This window comes from Nonomuraea sp. NPDC005983, from assembly GCF_040614375.1.
GTDB lineage: Bacteria > Actinomycetota > Actinomycetes > Streptosporangiales > Streptosporangiaceae > Nonomuraea.
Genome location: NZ_JBEXUP010000021.1, coordinates 49,516 through 65,632 on the forward strand (window position 1 = coordinate 49,516; position 16,117 = coordinate 65,632).

General features: G+C 69.9%; 16 protein-coding genes. 6 read left to right on the top strand and 10 right to left on the bottom strand.

What is annotated here, in order from left to right; genetic code table 11:
* Positions 1-28: 28 nt before the first annotated feature.
* From ABZ297_RS12840 to ABZ297_RS12850, 3 genes are all read right to left on the bottom strand, one after another.
* Positions 29-475, bottom strand: a complete 447-nt coding sequence (locus ABZ297_RS12840) for a DUF2690 domain-containing protein (protein WP_355343935.1) — start codon at positions 473-475, stop codon at positions 29-31.
* A gap of 171 nt (positions 476-646) precedes the next feature.
* A complete protein-coding gene (locus tag ABZ297_RS12845; RefSeq protein ID WP_355343938.1) occupies positions 647-1,153 on the bottom strand; it encodes a hypothetical protein in 507 nt (168 codons plus the stop codon).
* A 31-nt stretch (positions 1,154-1,184) separates the two neighbouring features.
* Positions 1,185-1,829 carry an HAD family phosphatase gene (locus ABZ297_RS12850; protein WP_355343940.1) on the bottom strand — a complete coding sequence of 215 codons (645 nt, stop codon included), beginning with the start codon at positions 1,827-1,829 and terminating at the stop codon, positions 1,185-1,187.
* 152 nt (positions 1,830-1,981) lie between these two features.
* Between ABZ297_RS12850 and atpB the strand changes: the two genes are divergently transcribed.
* The gene (gene atpB / locus ABZ297_RS12855) at positions 1,982-2,776 is read left to right on the top strand and encodes a F0F1 ATP synthase subunit A (RefSeq protein ID WP_355343942.1); all 795 of its coding nucleotides are present in this window, start codon (positions 1,982-1,984) and stop codon (positions 2,774-2,776) included.
* Here atpB and nagZ read toward each other — a convergent pair.
* From nagZ to ABZ297_RS12885, 6 genes are all read right to left on the bottom strand, one after another.
* The gene (nagZ, locus tag ABZ297_RS12860; RefSeq protein WP_355343945.1) at positions 2,773-4,113 is read right to left on the bottom strand and encodes a beta-N-acetylhexosaminidase; all 1,341 of its coding nucleotides are present in this window, start codon (positions 4,111-4,113) and stop codon (positions 2,773-2,775) included. The two genes, atpB and nagZ, sit on opposite strands and share 4 nt — an antisense overlap.
* A gap of 100 nt (positions 4,114-4,213) precedes the next feature.
* A complete protein-coding gene (gene ptsP / locus ABZ297_RS12865; protein ID WP_355344011.1) occupies positions 4,214-5,887 on the bottom strand; it encodes a phosphoenolpyruvate--protein phosphotransferase in 1,674 nt (557 codons plus the stop codon).
* A gap of 2 nt (positions 5,888-5,889) precedes the next feature.
* Positions 5,890-6,150, bottom strand: a complete 261-nt coding sequence (locus ABZ297_RS12870) for an HPr family phosphocarrier protein (RefSeq protein WP_355343948.1) — start codon at positions 6,148-6,150, stop codon at positions 5,890-5,892.
* A 42-nt stretch (positions 6,151-6,192) separates the two neighbouring features.
* Positions 6,193-6,633, bottom strand: coding sequence for a PTS glucose transporter subunit IIA (locus ABZ297_RS12875; protein WP_350803488.1), 441 nt, complete (start codon positions 6,631-6,633; stop codon positions 6,193-6,195).
* Between the two features lie 11 nt (positions 6,634-6,644).
* Positions 6,645-6,932, bottom strand: coding sequence for a PTS glucose/sucrose transporter subunit IIB (locus ABZ297_RS12880; protein WP_355344014.1), 288 nt, complete (start codon positions 6,930-6,932; stop codon positions 6,645-6,647).
* The gene (locus ABZ297_RS12885; RefSeq protein ID WP_355343951.1) at positions 6,932-7,966 is read right to left on the bottom strand and encodes an SIS domain-containing protein; all 1,035 of its coding nucleotides are present in this window, start codon (positions 7,964-7,966) and stop codon (positions 6,932-6,934) included. The genes ABZ297_RS12880 and ABZ297_RS12885 overlap by 1 nt, the downstream gene beginning before the upstream one ends.
* 124 nt (positions 7,967-8,090) lie before the next feature.
* Here ABZ297_RS12885 and ABZ297_RS12890 point away from each other — a divergent pair, with 124 nt between their 5' ends.
* The 4 genes from ABZ297_RS12890 (at position 8,091) to ABZ297_RS12905 (ending at position 12,516) form a co-directional block, all read left to right on the top strand.
* A complete protein-coding gene (locus ABZ297_RS12890) occupies positions 8,091-8,831 on the top strand; it encodes a GntR family transcriptional regulator (RefSeq protein WP_355343954.1) in 741 nt (246 codons plus the stop codon).
* A gap of 24 nt (positions 8,832-8,855) precedes the next feature.
* Positions 8,856-10,166, top strand: coding sequence for a PTS transporter subunit EIIC (locus ABZ297_RS12895; protein ID WP_355343957.1), 1,311 nt, complete (start codon positions 8,856-8,858; stop codon positions 10,164-10,166).
* 201 nt (positions 10,167-10,367) lie between these two features.
* Positions 10,368-11,696, top strand: coding sequence for a PTS transporter subunit EIIC (locus tag ABZ297_RS12900; protein WP_355343960.1), 1,329 nt, complete (start codon positions 10,368-10,370; stop codon positions 11,694-11,696).
* 373 nt (positions 11,697-12,069) lie between these two features.
* Complete coding sequence (locus tag ABZ297_RS12905; RefSeq protein ID WP_355343963.1) at positions 12,070-12,516, top strand: Rv3235 family protein; 447 nt, start codon at positions 12,070-12,072, stop codon at positions 12,514-12,516.
* A gap of 116 nt (positions 12,517-12,632) precedes the next feature.
* Here ABZ297_RS12905 and secA read toward each other — a convergent pair whose 3' ends face one another.
* Positions 12,633-15,425 (bottom strand): preprotein translocase subunit SecA, encoded by a 2,793-nt coding sequence (gene secA / locus ABZ297_RS12910; protein WP_355343966.1) that lies wholly within the window; start codon positions 15,423-15,425, stop codon positions 12,633-12,635.
* A gap of 223 nt (positions 15,426-15,648) precedes the next feature.
* Between secA and ABZ297_RS12915 the strand changes: the two genes are divergently transcribed.
* Positions 15,649-15,909 (top strand): HGxxPAAW family protein, encoded by a 261-nt coding sequence (locus ABZ297_RS12915; protein WP_355343969.1) that lies wholly within the window; start codon positions 15,649-15,651, stop codon positions 15,907-15,909.
* Positions 15,910-16,117 lie beyond the last annotated feature (208 nt).

Consider the following 16,117-nt stretch of genomic DNA (forward strand, 5'->3'; position numbering starts at 1 on the left):
CGCGACCTTCCGGCCGCGGCTTCACAGGCTACTTGCAGGCCTTGGGCGTGCCGCCGGAGCCACTCTGGCCGCCCATGCCACCGTTCCAGCTCACGCTGGCGCTGCCCCAGGCGCACATGTCGTTGCCGTAGAGCATGTTGCCCCAGTGCCGGCCGCCGTTGCCCGCCCTGTAGGAGAAGCGGTCTTCCCGGCCGTCCTGCGTGTAGACGTTGATCGTGCCGTAGCCCGCCGTCATCGTCTTGATCTCAATCCAGTTGGTCTTGCAGGTGCCCGACCACATGAGCTTGATCGTGCCGATATTGGGCTCGATCCTGCTTTTCATGATGCCGGTCCTGACCGCACGAGCGGAGTTGCCACAGCCGGTCTTGTACGGGTCCTTGTGGTCGTACGGCTTCGCGGCCGCCTGCGCGGGCGACGTCGCCAGGAGGGCAGCCGCGATCGCACCCACCGCAGTCGCCGTAACTCGGAACTTCATCGAGAAACCCACTCCTTCTATCCCGGGTATGGAATTCGTGGGACGGTAGCGGGGATCACCAAGGCAAGGTCAACGATCTGTGACGGAGTTAACACAGCCCTAACATGGCGACCGCGCAGCCGCGGGCCGTCTCGGAGCAGGTCTGGCCCCTGGTGGGGGCCGTGCCGGAGATCAGTGCAGAAGGTCCGGGATCTCCTGGGTGGCGTACCACATGAGCTCGTGCGCCTCGGCGCCGTCGACCGTGAAGCGGGCGTCGTCGTCGCCCTGGTCGGCGGCCGGCAGCGCGGCGATGGCGGCCTCGATGTCGGCGACGGCGTACTGGTCGTCGATGTGCACCGCGGCCACCTTGGCGAGCGGCACCGGGGCGGCGAGCCGCACCCTCGCCTTCTCGTCGAGGTCGGCGCCCCCGGTCAGGGAGCCTTCGGGCACCTCGGCGGCGACGACCACGCGGCGGGGGGCCGTGTCGGCGCCGTCGGCGCGCTCGTCCGCCAGCATGCGCAGCGAGGCGCGGGCCGCCTCGGTGAGCGCGACGTACTCCAGTTCCTCGGTGTCGCCCGAGGCGTACCACTCGGTCAACGCGGGAGTCACCGCGTAGCCGGTCAGCGGGGCCGGCCCCAGCTGGCCCGCCTCGACCGCTCGGGCCAGCACGGGCAGCGTGCACGGCAGGTAGACGCGCATCACGAACCTTTCACAGCATGCAGGGGCTCTATCATGCCCGGCGCAACGGGAGTTGGAGGAGGGACTCGAGTTCCCCGATGGTCGTGTCCGGATCCTGGTGGTGGATTCCGGCGATGCCGATCGCCCGCGCCGCGACGATGTTGGCCTCGATGTCGTCGATGAAGACGCACGCCTCGCCGGGCAGCCGCACCTGGTCGAGCGCGTGGTGGAAGATGCGGGGCTCCGGCTTGCGCATGCCGACCTCGCCGGAGATCACGATCGCGTCGAACGCCTCGTCCCAGCCGTCGCGGGGGTAGACGTCGGACCACGAGTTGGACAGCAGGCAGGTCTTGATGCCGCTCTCCCTGACGTCGCACAGCATCTGGTACATGGCGTCGACGCGTTCGAAGCCGGCGAACATCCGCTCCAGCAGACCCTCCGCCACGGGCGGCACGCCGTCGAGGGTGAGCAGGCGGGCGGCCAGGTCGCGCTCGAACGTGGGGCCGTCGATCTCGCCGCGCTCCAGCGCGTGGACCAGGTTCTCCTTGCCGCCGCCGTAGGCGTGCGAGATCAGCTCGCGCATCACGGCGCGGTAGTGCGCGTCGTCGATCCGGTCTGCTGCGATCCACCTGCCGATGGAGTCGGACAGGTTGGTCGTGAGCACCCCGCCCCAGTCGATCAGCACACCCGCGACCACGGCCGCCTCCTACGCTCGAAGTACGTTCCAGGGTAGAGCGTCCCCACGATCGATCAGGAACCGGCATAACCCTCGATAAAGGATCGCCGATTCCCCTCCTTAGGCTGAGGTTCCAGCGAGATCCCCATCCGCTACCCCCAGAAGGGACCGCCGTGCAGACGACGATCCTGATCACCTCTCCCGACACGTTCAAAGCCCCCGGAGTCGAACTCTTCCAGTTCGCGCCGATCTTCCCGGGCGGGCCCGAATGGCTCACCAAACCGGTGCTGACCGCCCTGCTCGGCTCGGTCGTCGTCATCGCCGTGTGCTGGGCCGCGTTCGCCAGGCCGAAGATCGTGCCACGCGGCTGGCAGAGCATCGGCGAGTACGTCTACGTGTTCGTACGCGAACAGGTGGCCAGGCCCAGCCTCGGCAAGGACGCCGACCGATGGATGGGCTTCCTCCTCCCCGTCTTCCTGACCGTGCTGGTCTGGAACCTGATGGGCGTCATCCCGGTCATCCAGTTCCCGGTGACCGCGCACATCGCCTTCCCCTTCGTGCTGGCGGTGACCGTGTACGTCGTCAAGATCTACCTGGGCGTCAGGCACCACGGCGTGCTCGGCTACCTGAAGGGCATCGTCCACCAGCCCGGGATGCCCGTCTGGGCCTACGGCGTCTACGCCCCGCTGATCCTCGCGGAGACCTTCGTCACGTCGCTGTTCACCCATTTCGTCCGGCTGTTCGCGAACATGTTCGCCGGCCACCTCCTCCTGGCCTTCTTCAGCTCGGTCGGCTTCTGGTTCCTGTTCGAGAAGCTCACCCCGCTCGGCGCGGGCATCGGCGTCGTCGGCGTGGCGATGACGATCGTCCTGACCGCGTTCGAGATGTTCATCCAGTTCCTGCAGGCGTTCCTGTTCGCCCTGCTCGCCTCGATCTTCATCGCCAGCGGGCTACACGGCGAGCACTAGCGCGACGCCTTGGTGACGCGGGCGGCCAGCTTGCGGTGCTCGGACGAGCGCAGCACCTCGGCCGCCTGCTTCGCCGAGGCCACGGGCGCCCCGGCCAGCAGGCCGCGCGACTGCTTGAGCGTGAGCAGCCGGGTGACCGACTCGTCGAGCCGCTGCTCGGAGATCTTGCCGGACTTCACCGCGCCCAGCACCGCACGGTAGGCCTTGCCGAAGTCGTTCGGCATGAGCAGCAGGTCGGCACCCGCCTGGACGGCCCGCACCGCCACCTCGCCGTCGCCGTACTTCTTGCGGACGCCCTCCATGTTGAGGGCGTCGGTCGAGATCACGCCCTTGAAGCCGAGCTCGTTCCTGAGCAGCCCGGTCAGGATGGGCTTGGACAGCGTCGCCGGGTCGCGCGAGGGGTCCAGCTTGGGGAAGACGATGTGCGCGCTCATGACGACGTCCACGCCGGCGGCGATCGCGGCCTTGAACGGCGGCGCGTCGATCTGCTGCCACTGCGACCGGGTGTGCTTGATCACCGGGAGCCCGGTGTGGCTGTCGACGTCCGTGTCGCCGTGGCCGGGGAAGTGCTTGGCCACGGCCGCGACCTTGGCGTCGGCGAAGCCCTTGACCGCGGAGGCGACCATCTTGGCCACCGCCTGCGGGTCGTCGCCGTAGGCGCGCGTGCCGATGACGGGGTTCTTCGGGTTGACGTTCACGTCGGCGACCGGCGCGAAGTCCAGATTCACGCCGAGCGCGCGCAGCTCCTCGCCGGTCGCCTTGGCCACGGCCCGCGACAACGAGGTGTCCTTGGTCGCGCCGATCTCTGCGGCCCCCGGGAAGTCGGTCATCAGCGCGGACATCCTGGACACCAGGCCGTTCTCCTGGTCGGTGCCGATCAGCAGCGGCACCTCGGGGGACGCCTTCTGCAGCCCGTTGGTCAGCGCGACGACCTGGCCGGTGCTCCTGACGTTCTGCGGGAAGAGGATCACGCCGCCGAGGTGGTACTTGGCGACCACCTTGGCCGGGGTCTGCGCGCCGTACCGGGCCTGGTTCTCCCCCGAGACGCTGCCGGCCGACGTGCCGTACAGGACGGGCATGAAGAGCTGCCCGACCTTCTCCTCGACGCTCATCTTCGCCAGGGCCCGCTGCACCGCGCCGGGCTGCGCCCGCGTGGCGGAAGGCGTGGCGGTGGCGGACTGCTGTGGCACGCTGGAGGGCCGGCTGTAGGACTGGCTGGGGGGCCGGCTGGAGGGCTGGCTCGCCGAGGGCGCCGCCGCCCCGGCCACCCCCTCGCCGCCCGTGCACGCCGTCAGCGCGATCACCAGGAAGCCGGCCGTTCCGATGCGTCGAACCATGCCCCCAACCGTATCCAGGCGACGGCGTGCCCGAGCCGCGCAGAGCGCGATAGGCCCGAGCCGCGCAGAGCGCGATGGGCCCGCGAGAGGCGTACCTCCCCTACAACCCCAGACGCGCCAGCCCCAGCAGACAGGAGCGGGCGGCCGCCCGCGCGTGGGCCGGGGTGGTCGCCGCGCGCGCCGCCTGTGCCGCGAGCTCGCACTCGCCCAGGGTGTGCTCCGCCAGCGCCGCCCGGACGGTCGGGAGCGCCGAAGGGCTCATCGACAGCGTGGTGGCCCCCAGACCGACCAGGACGCAGGCCATGACGGGGTCCGCCGCCGACTCGCCGCACGCGCCGCACGGCTTGCCGTTGTCGGACGCGGCCGTCGCGGCCCTCGCCACCAGGTCGAGCAGGGCCGGCTGCCAGGCGTCCTGGAGACGGCCGAGCGCGGCCAGCGTGCGATCGGCGGCGAAGGTGTACTGGGCCAGGTCGTTGGTGCCGATCGAGATGAAGTCGACGACCGTCACCAGGCTCTCCGCGCGGATCGCCGCCGCGGGAATCTCGATCATGACGCCGCGGCTGGTCAGGCCCGCTTCCCGGCACTGCTCGGCGAACCAGCGCGCCTCCTCGGCCGTGGCGACCATGGGGGCCATCACGTCCAGCTGGGCGTAGGTGCCCTCGGCGGCGGCGGCCAGGGCGCTGAGCTGGGAGCGCATGACGTCCGGGAAGCGTCTGAACAGGCGCAGTCCGCGCTCGCCCAGGGCCGGGTTCGGCTCCGCGGCCAGCGGCGGCAGGAACGGCAGCGGCTTGTCGGCCCCCGCGTCGAGGGTCCGCACCACGACCTTGCCGCCGGGGAACGCCTCCAGGACGGTCCGGTAGGCCCGCTCCTGCTCCTCGGCCGACGGAGTGTGGTCCTTGTCGAGGAAGAGGAACTCGGTCCGGTACAGGCCGATGCCCTCCGCGCCGTGCGCCAGGGCCGCGTCCAGCTCGCCGGGGCCGCCGATGTTGGCCAGCAGCGGCACCTCGAACCCGTCGCTGGTCCTGCCGGGCCCACTGGTCTCGCGCAGGGCCCGCTTCCTGGCGGAGGCCTCGCTGACCGCCCTGGCCACGTCCGAGTCGGTGGGCTCCTGGCGCACCTCGCCCGAGGTGCCGTCGACCAGGACGCGGGCGCCCATCGGGACGTTGAGCGCGCCGGGGCAGGCCACGACCGCGGGCACGCCCAGCGACCTGGCCAGGATCGCGGTGTGGCTCGTCGGGCCGCCCTCCTCGGTGACGAAGGCGGCGACGTAGTCCTTGTGGAGCAGCGCGGTGTCGGCGGGGGCGAGGTCGCGGGCGATCAGCACGTACGGCTCCACCGGATCGGTGGGCAGGCCGGGCAGGGCCTGCCCGGTGAGCAGGGCGATCACCCGGTCGCGGAGGTCGTTGAGGTCGGCGACCCGCTCGCCCAGGTACCCGCCGACCCCAGCCAGCATGTCCCGATATTTAGCGAAAGCTTCGTAGACCGCCCTGGGGGCCGCGAGGCCCCGGTCGATCAGCGACTTGACGCCCACGACCAGGCCGGGGTCCTCGACGATGAGCGCCTGGGCCTTGAGGATCTCCTTGGCCTCGCCGCCCGCCCGGTTGCCCCGGGCCTCCAGTTCGCCTGCCACCTGGCCGAGCGCCGCCGTCACGCGCTCCTTCTCATCGTCCGCCTCGCCTGTGTAGGTCGCGCCCGCGGGGGGTTCGGGCACGGAGACGGACAGGACGTACGCGGGGCCGTGCCCGATGCCCGGGCTGACCCCCACCCCCCGCATGCTCATGGCGCGCCGGCGATCGCGGCGAGCTCGTCGAGCACCTTGTCGGCGCCCTCGCCGTCGGCCGAGATCACGATCGTCTCGCCGGGACGGACGTCCAGCCCCATGATCTGCAGGATGCTCTTGCCGTTGACCGGGCCGCCACCGCTGACCTTGGTCACGGCGATGTCCATCGGGGCCTGCATCGCCGTCTGCACGAACGTCGCCGCCGGGCGGGCGTGCAACCCCACCTCCGCCTGGACGGTGACCTTACGCTCGGGCATGGACTCCTCCTCCTGTGCCGGTCCAGACCAGCCGGACCGCGTTTACACCCATCGGAACAACTCGTCCCCCACGTGAACCGTTCCCACGGCCACGTCCCCCACCGCGGCCGCGTCGAGCGCGACCACGGGGCAGATCGGCGAGCGTCCGCCCGCCTCGATCGCGGCGGGGTCCCAGGCCACGACGGGCTGGCCCGCGCTCACCCGGTCGCCTTCCGCCGCGAGAAGCCGGAACCCCTTCCCCTTGAGCTGCACCGTGTCGATGCCCAGATGCACCAGCACACCCCTGCCGTCATCGCCCACGATGACGTAGGCGTGCGGATGCAGTTTCATGATTTTTCCGGCTATGGGGGCAACGGCCTTGCCCGGCTCCCGCAGTGGGTCGATCGCCGTTCCCGGCCCCACCATGCCCGCCGAGAAGACCGGATCGGGCACGGCCGCCAGCCCTATCGCCGCCCCCTCGACCGGGGCGAGAACAGTCGTCATGATCTCGCCCTCTAGCCGATGAGGTCCTCGATGTCGCTGGCGATGGTGTCGGCCTCCGGCCCCACGACGACCTGGACCACGTTGCCCGCGGCCATCACGCCGTGCGCGCCCGCCGCTCTCAGGGCCGCCTGGTCCACCTTGGAGGCGTCATGCACCTCGGTACGCAAGCGGGTGATGCACGGCTCGATCTCGATGATGTTGTCGGCACCGCCGAGCCCGGCGATGATCGCGTTAGCGTCCGCCGCCATCCGTCCTCCCTCGTCCTGACCCTGCGACCAGGCTAGACGACCTTGGGTGATCAGTCGGTCTGCGTCACCTTGTTGAGCCCGCGTGGCGCGTCCGGGTCGATGCCGAGCCTCCTGGCCAGCGCCTCCGTCAGCAGCTGACCCGGCACGATCAGACCCATCGGGGCGACCCACTCCGGCAGGGCGGGGCCGTTGAGCGCGGCGGTGCCCGCCTTGGCCAGGGCCGAGCCGCCGCCGATCGTGTAGGCCGCGGCGCCCGCGGCGACGACCCGCTCGGCCAGCGCGACCGTCCCGGGGAGCGTCGGGCTGTTCTCGGCGGCGACCAGCAGCGCCGGGGTGTCGGCGTCGACCACGGCGATCGGGCCGTGCAGCAGGTCCGCGTACGACAGGCCCATGGCGTGCAGGTAGCAGGCCTCCTTGAGCTTGAGCGCGGTCTCCAGCGCGGTGGAGAAGGCCAGCCCGCGCGCGGACACGACCGCGCCGTGCTTGTCGGCCAGGCCGTCGACGACGGCCTCCAGGTCGCCGGGCTCGGCGATCAGCTGCTCGACCGCGTCGGGGACCTGCCGCAGGTCGTCCCGGTCGACGTCCGCGCCCAGGCCGAGCGCGAGCACGGCCAGCGCGGCGAGCTGCGTGGTGTAGGTCTTGGTGGCGGGGACGGCCTTCTCCTCGCCCGCCAGCGTGCAGAGCGCCACGTCGGCGGCCTGCGCCAGCGGGCTGTCCTCGCCGCCGTTGGTGATGCCGACGGTCCTGGCCCCGCACTCCTTCGCCCAGGCCAGCGTCTCGACGATCTCCTCGGTACGGCCCGACTGGGAGATCGCGACGGCGAGGACGCCCGTCAGGTCGAGCTTGCGCTTGTACGTCGTCGCGATCGATGGCGCGGCGAGCGCGGCGAGCCGACCGGCGTGCGATTCGACCAGGTAACGGCCGTAGACTGCGGCATTGTCGGAGGTGCCTCGCGCGATGAACAGGAGCTGGCGGGTCTCCTCGCCCAGCGCCGTCACCTCGCCGACCCTGGGGAGCAAGGAGTCGAGCGTGGCGCGCAGCGCCTCGGGCTGCTCACCGATCTCGCTGCGCATCTTGGTGGTCATCTCGCGCTCATCCCTCAAATCGTTACCGTCTGGACTTGACCCTGTTTTGCGACATGTGGTCTAGTCCGGACTAGACCAGTACGAACCATAGCCCATTGCCCAGGTCAGATCGAGGGGAGGATCCGTGGCGCACATCGATCCGGACAGCCCGGTGCCCAAGTACTTCCAGCTACGCGAGATCCTGCTGGACCTCATCGACAGCAACGAGCTCAGCATCGGCGCCGCGATCCCGTCCGAACGGGAGCTCTGCCAGCGCTTCGGCCTGTCCAGGATGACGGTCCGGCAGGCCGTCGACCACCTGGTCTCCGAGGGACGCCTGCACCGGGTGCCGGGCAAGGGGACGTTCGTCGCCCGTCCCAAGATCGAACTGGCCCTTCAGCTCACCTCGTTCACCGACGACATGCGCGCCCGCGGACTGGTGCCCGGCTCGCGCGACCTTGACAGGCGGATCGTCCGCGCCAGCGCCCACCTCGCCAAGGAGCTGGGCATCCAGCCGGGCGAGGAGGTCCACTTCATCGAACGGCTGCGCACCGCCGACGGCGAGCCGCTGTCGATCGAGCGCGCGCACATCCCGGTCAAGCTCGCCCCCGACCTGGCCGACCAGGACCTGTCCGACAGGTCGCTCTACGAACTGCTGGAGAGCCGCTACGGCCTGGTCATGGACGCGGGCGAGCTCACCATCGACGGGGGCATCGCCGACCCGAGCGACGCCGACCTGCTGAAGCTCCCACGCGGCGGCGCCGTGCTGCTGCTGCAGCGCAGGTCCTTCTCCGGCGGCGCCTGCGCCGAGCTGGGCGTGTCGACCTACCGCGCCGACCGCTACCAGCTGCGCACCATTCTGGAAATGCCCGCCAGACGGGGCTGAGGGCCCGACCCGGAGGAACGCCCGGTGAACGAGACCACCGCCAAGCCTTCACCGTTAGCGCGCACGATGAACGTGCTCCAGCGGCTGGGACGCTCGCTCATGCTGCCCATCGCCGCCCTGCCGGCGGCCGCGCTGCTGGTCCGTTTCGGCCAGCCCGACATGCTCGGCTCCAACGGCCCCGAACCGGGCGGGCTGGCGGACGTGGCCGGGTTCGGGTGGATGAACCACGTCGCCGAGGTGCTCGCCGCCGCGGGCGATGCGCTGTTCCAGAACCTGCCGATGCTGTTCGCCGTGGGCGTGGCGATCGGGTTCGCGCGCAAGGCCGACGGCTCCACCGCGCTCGCCGCCGTGGTCGGCTACCTGGTCTTCGACCGCGTGACCAAGGTGATGTTCTTCGGCTCCACGATCAGGGACACCGTCCTGATCAGGAAGCTGGAAGGGCAGGGCATCAAGGAGATCATCGACTACGGCATCCAGAACCCCACCAAGGTGCTCGGCGGCATCCTGATGGGGCTGGTCGCGGCCGTGCTCTGGCAGCGCTTCCACCGCATCAAGCTGCCCTCCTGGCTGGCGTTCTTCGGCGGGCGGCGGTTCGTGCCGATCATCACCTCGATCGCGGCGCTGCTCCTCGGCGTGCTCATCGGCTGGATCTGGCCGATACTCGGCGAGTGGATCAGGCACGCGGGCGAGGCCCTGACCACCATCGGGCCGCTGGGCACCGGCATCTACGGGCTGATCAACCGGCTGCTGATCCCGTTCGGGCTGCACCATTTCGTCAACTCCATCGTCTGGTACGTGGTGCCGCAGTGCGACGTGGGCGGCCGGGTGCTCGGCGGCGACTGGAACTGCTACTTCGGCGGCGCCCCCCACTCCGGCCAGTTCATGGCCGGGTTCTTCCCCGTCATGATGTTCGCGCTGCCCGCCGCCGCGCTCGCCATGTGGCGGGCCGCTCCCCCGCACCGCAGGGCGGCCGTGGGCGGCATCATGCTGTCGGCCGGGCTCGCCTCGTTCGTCACCGGCATCACCGAGCCGATCGAGTTCGCGTTCATCTTCGTCGCGCCCGTGCTGCTGGTCGTGCACGCCGTGCTCACCGGGCTGGCGATGGCGCTCACCATGCTCATCGGCGGCCAGCTCGGCTTCGGCTTCTCCGCGGGCCTGCTGGACATGCTGCTCAACGCCAGCAAGTCGAACACCGAGAACTTACCCGGCATCCTCGCCCTGGGCGTCGGCTACGGCGTCGTCTACTACGTGGTGTTCAGCTTCCTGATCCGCAGGCTGAACATCATGACACCGGGCCGCGAGCCCGAACCCGACGTGGACTCCGGCGAGACCTGACCACCTCGCGTCGCGGCGCGCAGCTCGCGCTCTCCCCCGGCACTCGCTCCTGCGCGGCGCCGGCTCCGGGCTGAGTCTCCGGTCCGGAACCTGGCGATGGCGGCGGCCAGGCCGGGCCATGACCACGAGTTTCCGGCTCGTTTCACCCATCTGGCCGGTGGTAGGAACCCAGCATCCCCCGCTCGTCCGCGGGGGTGATGGATGGACGCGTCGCTCTGGTCGTCGGCGTTCGCGGTGCTCCAGCGCATCGGCCGCTCGCTCATGATGCCCATCGCCGTCCTGCCCGCCGCGGGCCTGCTGTTCCGTTTCGGCCAGCCCGACCTGCTCGGCGCGGACGGTCTCGGCCGCCTCTGGCCGTGGCTGCTCCCGGTGGCGGAGGTGCTGGCGGCGGCCGGCGGCGCGCTCTTCGACAACCTGTCGCTGCTCTTCGCGATCGGCGTCGCCATCGGCTTCGCCCGCAAGGCCGACGGCTCCACCGCTCTGGCCGCCCTGGTCGGCTACCTGGTCTTCGACCGGGTCACCAGGACGCTGTTCTTCGCCGCGGGCGCGGGCGCGGTCCACGACAAGGTCCTGATCATCGCCGTGCGGAACGGCCGCCCGACGCCTGTGCTCGACTACGGCGCGCCGAACCCGACGGGCGTGCTCGGCGGCGTCGTCATCGGTCTCACCGCCGCCCTGCTGTGGCAGCGCTTCTACCGCATCACGCTCCCGCCGTGGCTGGCCTTCTTCGGCGGGCGGCGGTTCGTCCCCATCGTCACCGCCGTCGCGGCGATGCTGCTCGGCGTCCTGTTCGGGCTGGTGTGGCGGCCCGTCGGCGACTGGCTGGTCACCGCGGGCGACTGGCTCTCAGCCCACGGGACGGTGGGCACCGGCGTCTACGGCCTGGCCAACCGCCTGCTCATCCCCGTCGGCCTGCATCACTTCCTCAACACCATCGTCTGGTTCACCCTCCCCGCCTGCCGGGCCGGCGTCAACGGGGCCACCCGCGACACGGCGGGCGACCTGAACTGCTACTTCGCGGGCGAGCAGGGCGCGGGCATCTTCATGACCGGGTTCTTCCCCGTCATGATGTTCGGCCTGCTCGGCGCGGCGATCGCCATGTGGCGCGCCGCCCCGCCCGACCGGCGCAAGGCGGTGGGCGGGATCATGCTGTCGGCCGGGCTGACCTCCTTCGTCACCGGGATCACCGAGCCGCTGGAGTTCGCGTTCATCTTCGTGGCGCCGATGCTGTTCGCCGTGCACGCCGTGCTGACCGGGTTGTCGATGGCGTTGATGGCGCAGTTCGGCGCCCGGCTCGGCTTCACCTTCTCGGGCGGCGCCATCGACCTGCTGCTCAACGCCGGCAAGTCGAACACGCACCGGCTCGGGCTGGTCATCGGGCTCGGAGTGGTCTACTTCGTCGTGTACTACGCCGTCTTCACGTTCCTGATCCGGCGGTTCAACATCCCCACCCCCGGCCGCGAACCCGCCTCCACGCCCCCGCCCGGAGAGGGCCCGGACAGCACGCCTGGAAGGGAGCCCGGCCGGTAGGCAGGTCCCGGAGGCGTGCTCCACAGCGTGCGCAGCCCGGCCAGTGAGCGGGTCCTGCAGGCGTTTGCTGTCCCTCCCCCGGAAGGAGCCCGGCCGATGGGCAACGTTCCGGACCGTGGGGGTGGAAAGAGGTCGGCCTGGGGTCGGGTTGGGCGCGTGCCGAAACGGTTTGGGCTGCGACGCGCGGGAGTCTGTCGTGGCCGGAAGGTGCGGGCGCGCCGCCGAAGACCGCTCCAACTTGCGGCGATCTTCTTCGCCTAGCCCCGCAAAGGGACGCGGGAATCGAGGAAGTTGGCGGCCCATGTATCGCCGGGCCGGGCCGAAAACTCCTCGTAGTGATTCCTTCTCCCCCTATGGCATCGAGGACGGAGCCATGTCATCTCTCCCCCACGTCCACGTCACCCCCGCGCCCGAGCCCGCGTACGACGGCGACCGCGCCACGAGCGCCGCACCCGCGACTCAGGGAGCGCTGGCGCTGGATCCACGGCCCTTGGTGTGGGGGCCGCCGGGCGCGACACCGGACGAGCGGCGGCTACGACTGCTGGGCCAGGCGCTGGCCGAGGTCCTGACCGGGCGGCGGCCACCGGAGAGCGTCGCCGACCGGCTCACCGGCCAGGCCTACCGGGAGCTCCGCAGAGCCGGGCGGATGATCGAGAGCAAGCGCACTCCGTTCGCGGGCAGCCCGCGCGTGACAGAGCCGCGGGACGGAGTGATCGAGATGTGCCTGCTCGTGCACTGCGGGGAACGCGCCCACGTCCTGGCCGTCCGCCTCGAACGGCGCGGCGTCCAGTGGCTCTGCACCGACTTCGAAACCGCCTGAGACACCACGCCGAAGGTGCGCGCAACGCATGCCCATGCCCTCCCTGACGGCGACCCCGCCGGCCGCCGGGAAAGCGACAGCCCCCGCTCGTGCGAGCGGGGGCTGTCGAGAGGCCGTCAGGCCTGGGTGTTCTTCGGGTCGCCGTGGCAGCGCTTGTACTTCTTGCCCGAGCCGCACGGGCACGGCGCGTTGCGCTCGACGTTGCCGTACGCGGCCCGCTCCGCCTGGGTGGTGCGGACGCGGGTGTGCTCGACCTCGCCCTGCTCGCCCGGCGCCGAGTACTCCAGCTCAGCAGGACGCTCCGGGCCGCGCAGGCCGCGGGCGATGATGGAGCGGGTCTCCGCCATCATCGTGTCCTCTTCCTCGACGATCGGGTTCTCCTGGACCTCGACCTCCATGTTGAACAGGAAGCCGACAGAGTCCTCCTTGATGCCCTCGAGCATCGCGGCGAACATCTCGTACCCTTCGCGCTGGTACTCGATCTGCGGGTCCTTCTGCGCGTAGGCCCGCATGCCGATGCCCTCGCGCAGGTAGTCCATCTCGTAGAGGTGCTCGCGCCACTTGCGGTCGAGGACCGACAGGATGACCCGCCGCTCCAGCTCGCGCATGGCCTCGCTGCCGAACTCGCTCTCGCGCCTGGCGTAGGCCTCGAGGGCGTCGGCCTTGACGCGCTCGCCGATGAGGTCGGCGGTGATCTCCTCGCGGCTGCCCGCGGCCTCGACGAGGTCCTCGATCTTGAGGGAGATCGGGTACAGCTCGGCGAAGGCCTTCCACAGCTTCTCGAGATCCCACTCCTCGGCGAAGCCCTCGGTGGTGGCGCCCGCGACGTAGCCGTCGATCACGTCGTCGACGAAGCCGCGCACCTGCTCGTGCAGGTCGGCGCCTTCGAGGACGCGGTGGCGCTCGGCGTAGATGACCTTGCGCTGCCGGTTCATCACCTCGTCGTACTTGAGAACTTCCTTGCGGATCTCGAAGTTCTGCTGCTCGACCTGGTGCTGGGCGGACGCGATGGCCTTGGAGACGATGCCGGACTCGATCGGCTGCTCGTCGGGGATGTTCAGCCTCGTCATGATCATCTCGACCCTGGCCGAGTTGAACAGGCGCATGAGGTCGTCGCCGAGCGAGAGGTAGAAGCGCGACTCGCCCGGGTCGCCCTGGCGGCCGGAACGGCCGCGCAGCTGGTTGTCGATGCGCCGCGACTCGTGCCGCTCGGTGCCCAGGACGTACAGGCCGCCCAGCTCGGTGACCTCGTCGTGCTCGGCCTTGACCGCGGCCTTGGCCTTCTCGAGGGCCTCGGGGTAGGCCTTCTCGTACTCGTCGGGGGTCTCGACCGGGTCGAGGCCGCGCTGGCGCAGCTCGAGGTCGGCGCGGAACTCGGAGTTGCCGCCGAGCATGATGTCGGTGCCTCGACCGGCCATGTTGGTGGCCACGGTGACGGCGCCCCTGCGGCCCGCCTCGGCGACGATCGCGGCCTCGCGCGCGTGGTTCTTCGCGTTCAGCACCTCGTGCTGAACGCCCCGGCGCTTGAGCGCCTTGGACAGCCGCTCGGACTTCTCGACCGAGGTGGTGCCGACGAGAACCGGCTGGCCGGCCTCGTGGCGCTGCTTGATGTCCTCGACGACCGCGTCGAACTTGGCGTCCTCGGTCTTGTAGACGACGTCGGCCTGGTCCTTGCGGATCATCGGCCGGTTCGTCGGGATCGGCACCACGCCGAGCTTGTACGTCTGGTGGAACTCGTTGGCCTCGGTGGTGGCCGTACCGGTCATGCCGGACAGCTTCGCGTAAAGGCGGAAGTAGTTCTGGAGGGTGATCGTGGCGAGAGTCTGGTTCTCGTCCTTGATCTGCACGCCCTCCTTGGCCTCGATGGCCTGGTGCATGCCCTCGTTGTAGCGGCGGCCGTGCAGGATGCGGCCGGTGAACTCGTCGACGATGAGGACCTCGCCGTCGGCGACGATGTAGTCCTTGTCCTTCTTGAACAGCTCCTTGGCCTTCAGGGCGTTGTTCAGGAAGCCGACGAGGTGGGTGTGCTCGGGCTTGTACAGGTTGTCGATGCCGAGCCAGTCTTCGACCTTGGAGACGCCGTCCTCGAGGACGCCGACCGTGCGCTTCTTCTCGTCGACGATGTAGTCGCCGGTGCTCTCCTCGCCCGGGTTCTTGGCCTCGACGCCCCTGCGCAGCCGCGGGACGATCTTGGCGAACTCCTGGTACCACTTGCCGGACTGCTCGCCGGGGCCGGAGATGATCAGCGGCGTGCGCGCCTCGTCGATGAGGATCGAGTCGACCTCGTCGACGATCGCGTAGTTGTGGCCGCGCTGCACGCACTCGTCGAGCGACCAGGCCATGTTGTCGCGCAGGTAGTCGAAGCCGAACTCGTTGTTCGTGCCGTACGTGATGTCGGCCTGGTACTGCTTGCGCCGCTCCTCGGGCTGCTGCCCGGCCAGGATCATGCCGACCTCGAGGCCGAGGAAGCGGTACACCCGGCCCATGTTCTCGGCACCGACCTTGACCAGGTAGTCGTTGACGGTGATGACGTGCACGCCCTTGCCCGACAGCGCGTTCAGGTAGGCGGGCAGGGTACAGGTCAGGGTCTTGCCCTCACCGGTCTTCATCTCGGAGATGTTGCCCATGTGCAGGCTCGCGCCGCCCATGACCTGCACGTCGAAGTGACGCTGGCCGAGCACGCGACGGGCCGCCTCGCGCACGGTGGCGAAAGCTTCGGGAAGCAGATCGTCTAGAGACTCACCGTCGGCGTGTCGCTGTTTGAACTCATCCGTCAGAGCGCGCAACTCCGCGTCGGACAGGCTCGTGAAGTCGTCCTCAATGGAGTTGACCTGGTCGGCGATCCGCTTGAGCTTGCGCAGAGTCTTGCCTTCGCCGGCACGTAGGATCTTGTCGAGAATGGCTGCCACTTTATGTAAAGCTCCTCGCAGGTCTACCCCGGCGGCGCCGCCAGGAGGAGAGGCTGAGACAAACTTCCCCGTTGCCATCGTAGGCGGTTCGGCAACCAGACACAGCCACCGCGACGACGAGAGCGCCGGGTGGGTCTGGGAGGATGGGGGCAAGGCAGAGAGTATGCCGGTAGATAGCCGGTTCGCACCAAAAGCGGGTAATCCGGCAAAGGAAGGATTTGTCATGGTCGAGGGGAAGAAGTCGGGGCACGCGGAGAACCTCGGCAGCCACGGCGGTCGCGCGTCGTCCTGGCTGGCGGTCACTGTGATGCTGGCCGGCTTCGTCATCGGCGGGTACGCGATGACCGTCGCGAGCTGGACGCTGATCTGGGTCGGCATCGGCGTCTTCGTCGTGGGCGCGATCCTCGCCCTGGTATTCGACATCTTCACCGACGTCGTGATCGACTCGCCGCGGGTGGGCATGCACGCAGAAGACCACCGCTGACATCCGAGCTCCGCGAGCTCCGAGAGCTCCGCGGGCTTTGTGAGCTCCGGGAGCTCCGCGGGCTCCGCGAGTTCAGCGCGCTTCGGCGGGCCCCGCTGGCTCCGCGAGCGTTGTGAGCTCCGCGGGATCCACGGGGTTCTGTCAGATCTGCGGGGTTCGTGAGGTCTGCAGGCTCCAGCGCGGGCGGGCATCCGGTTCTGTCGGTGCC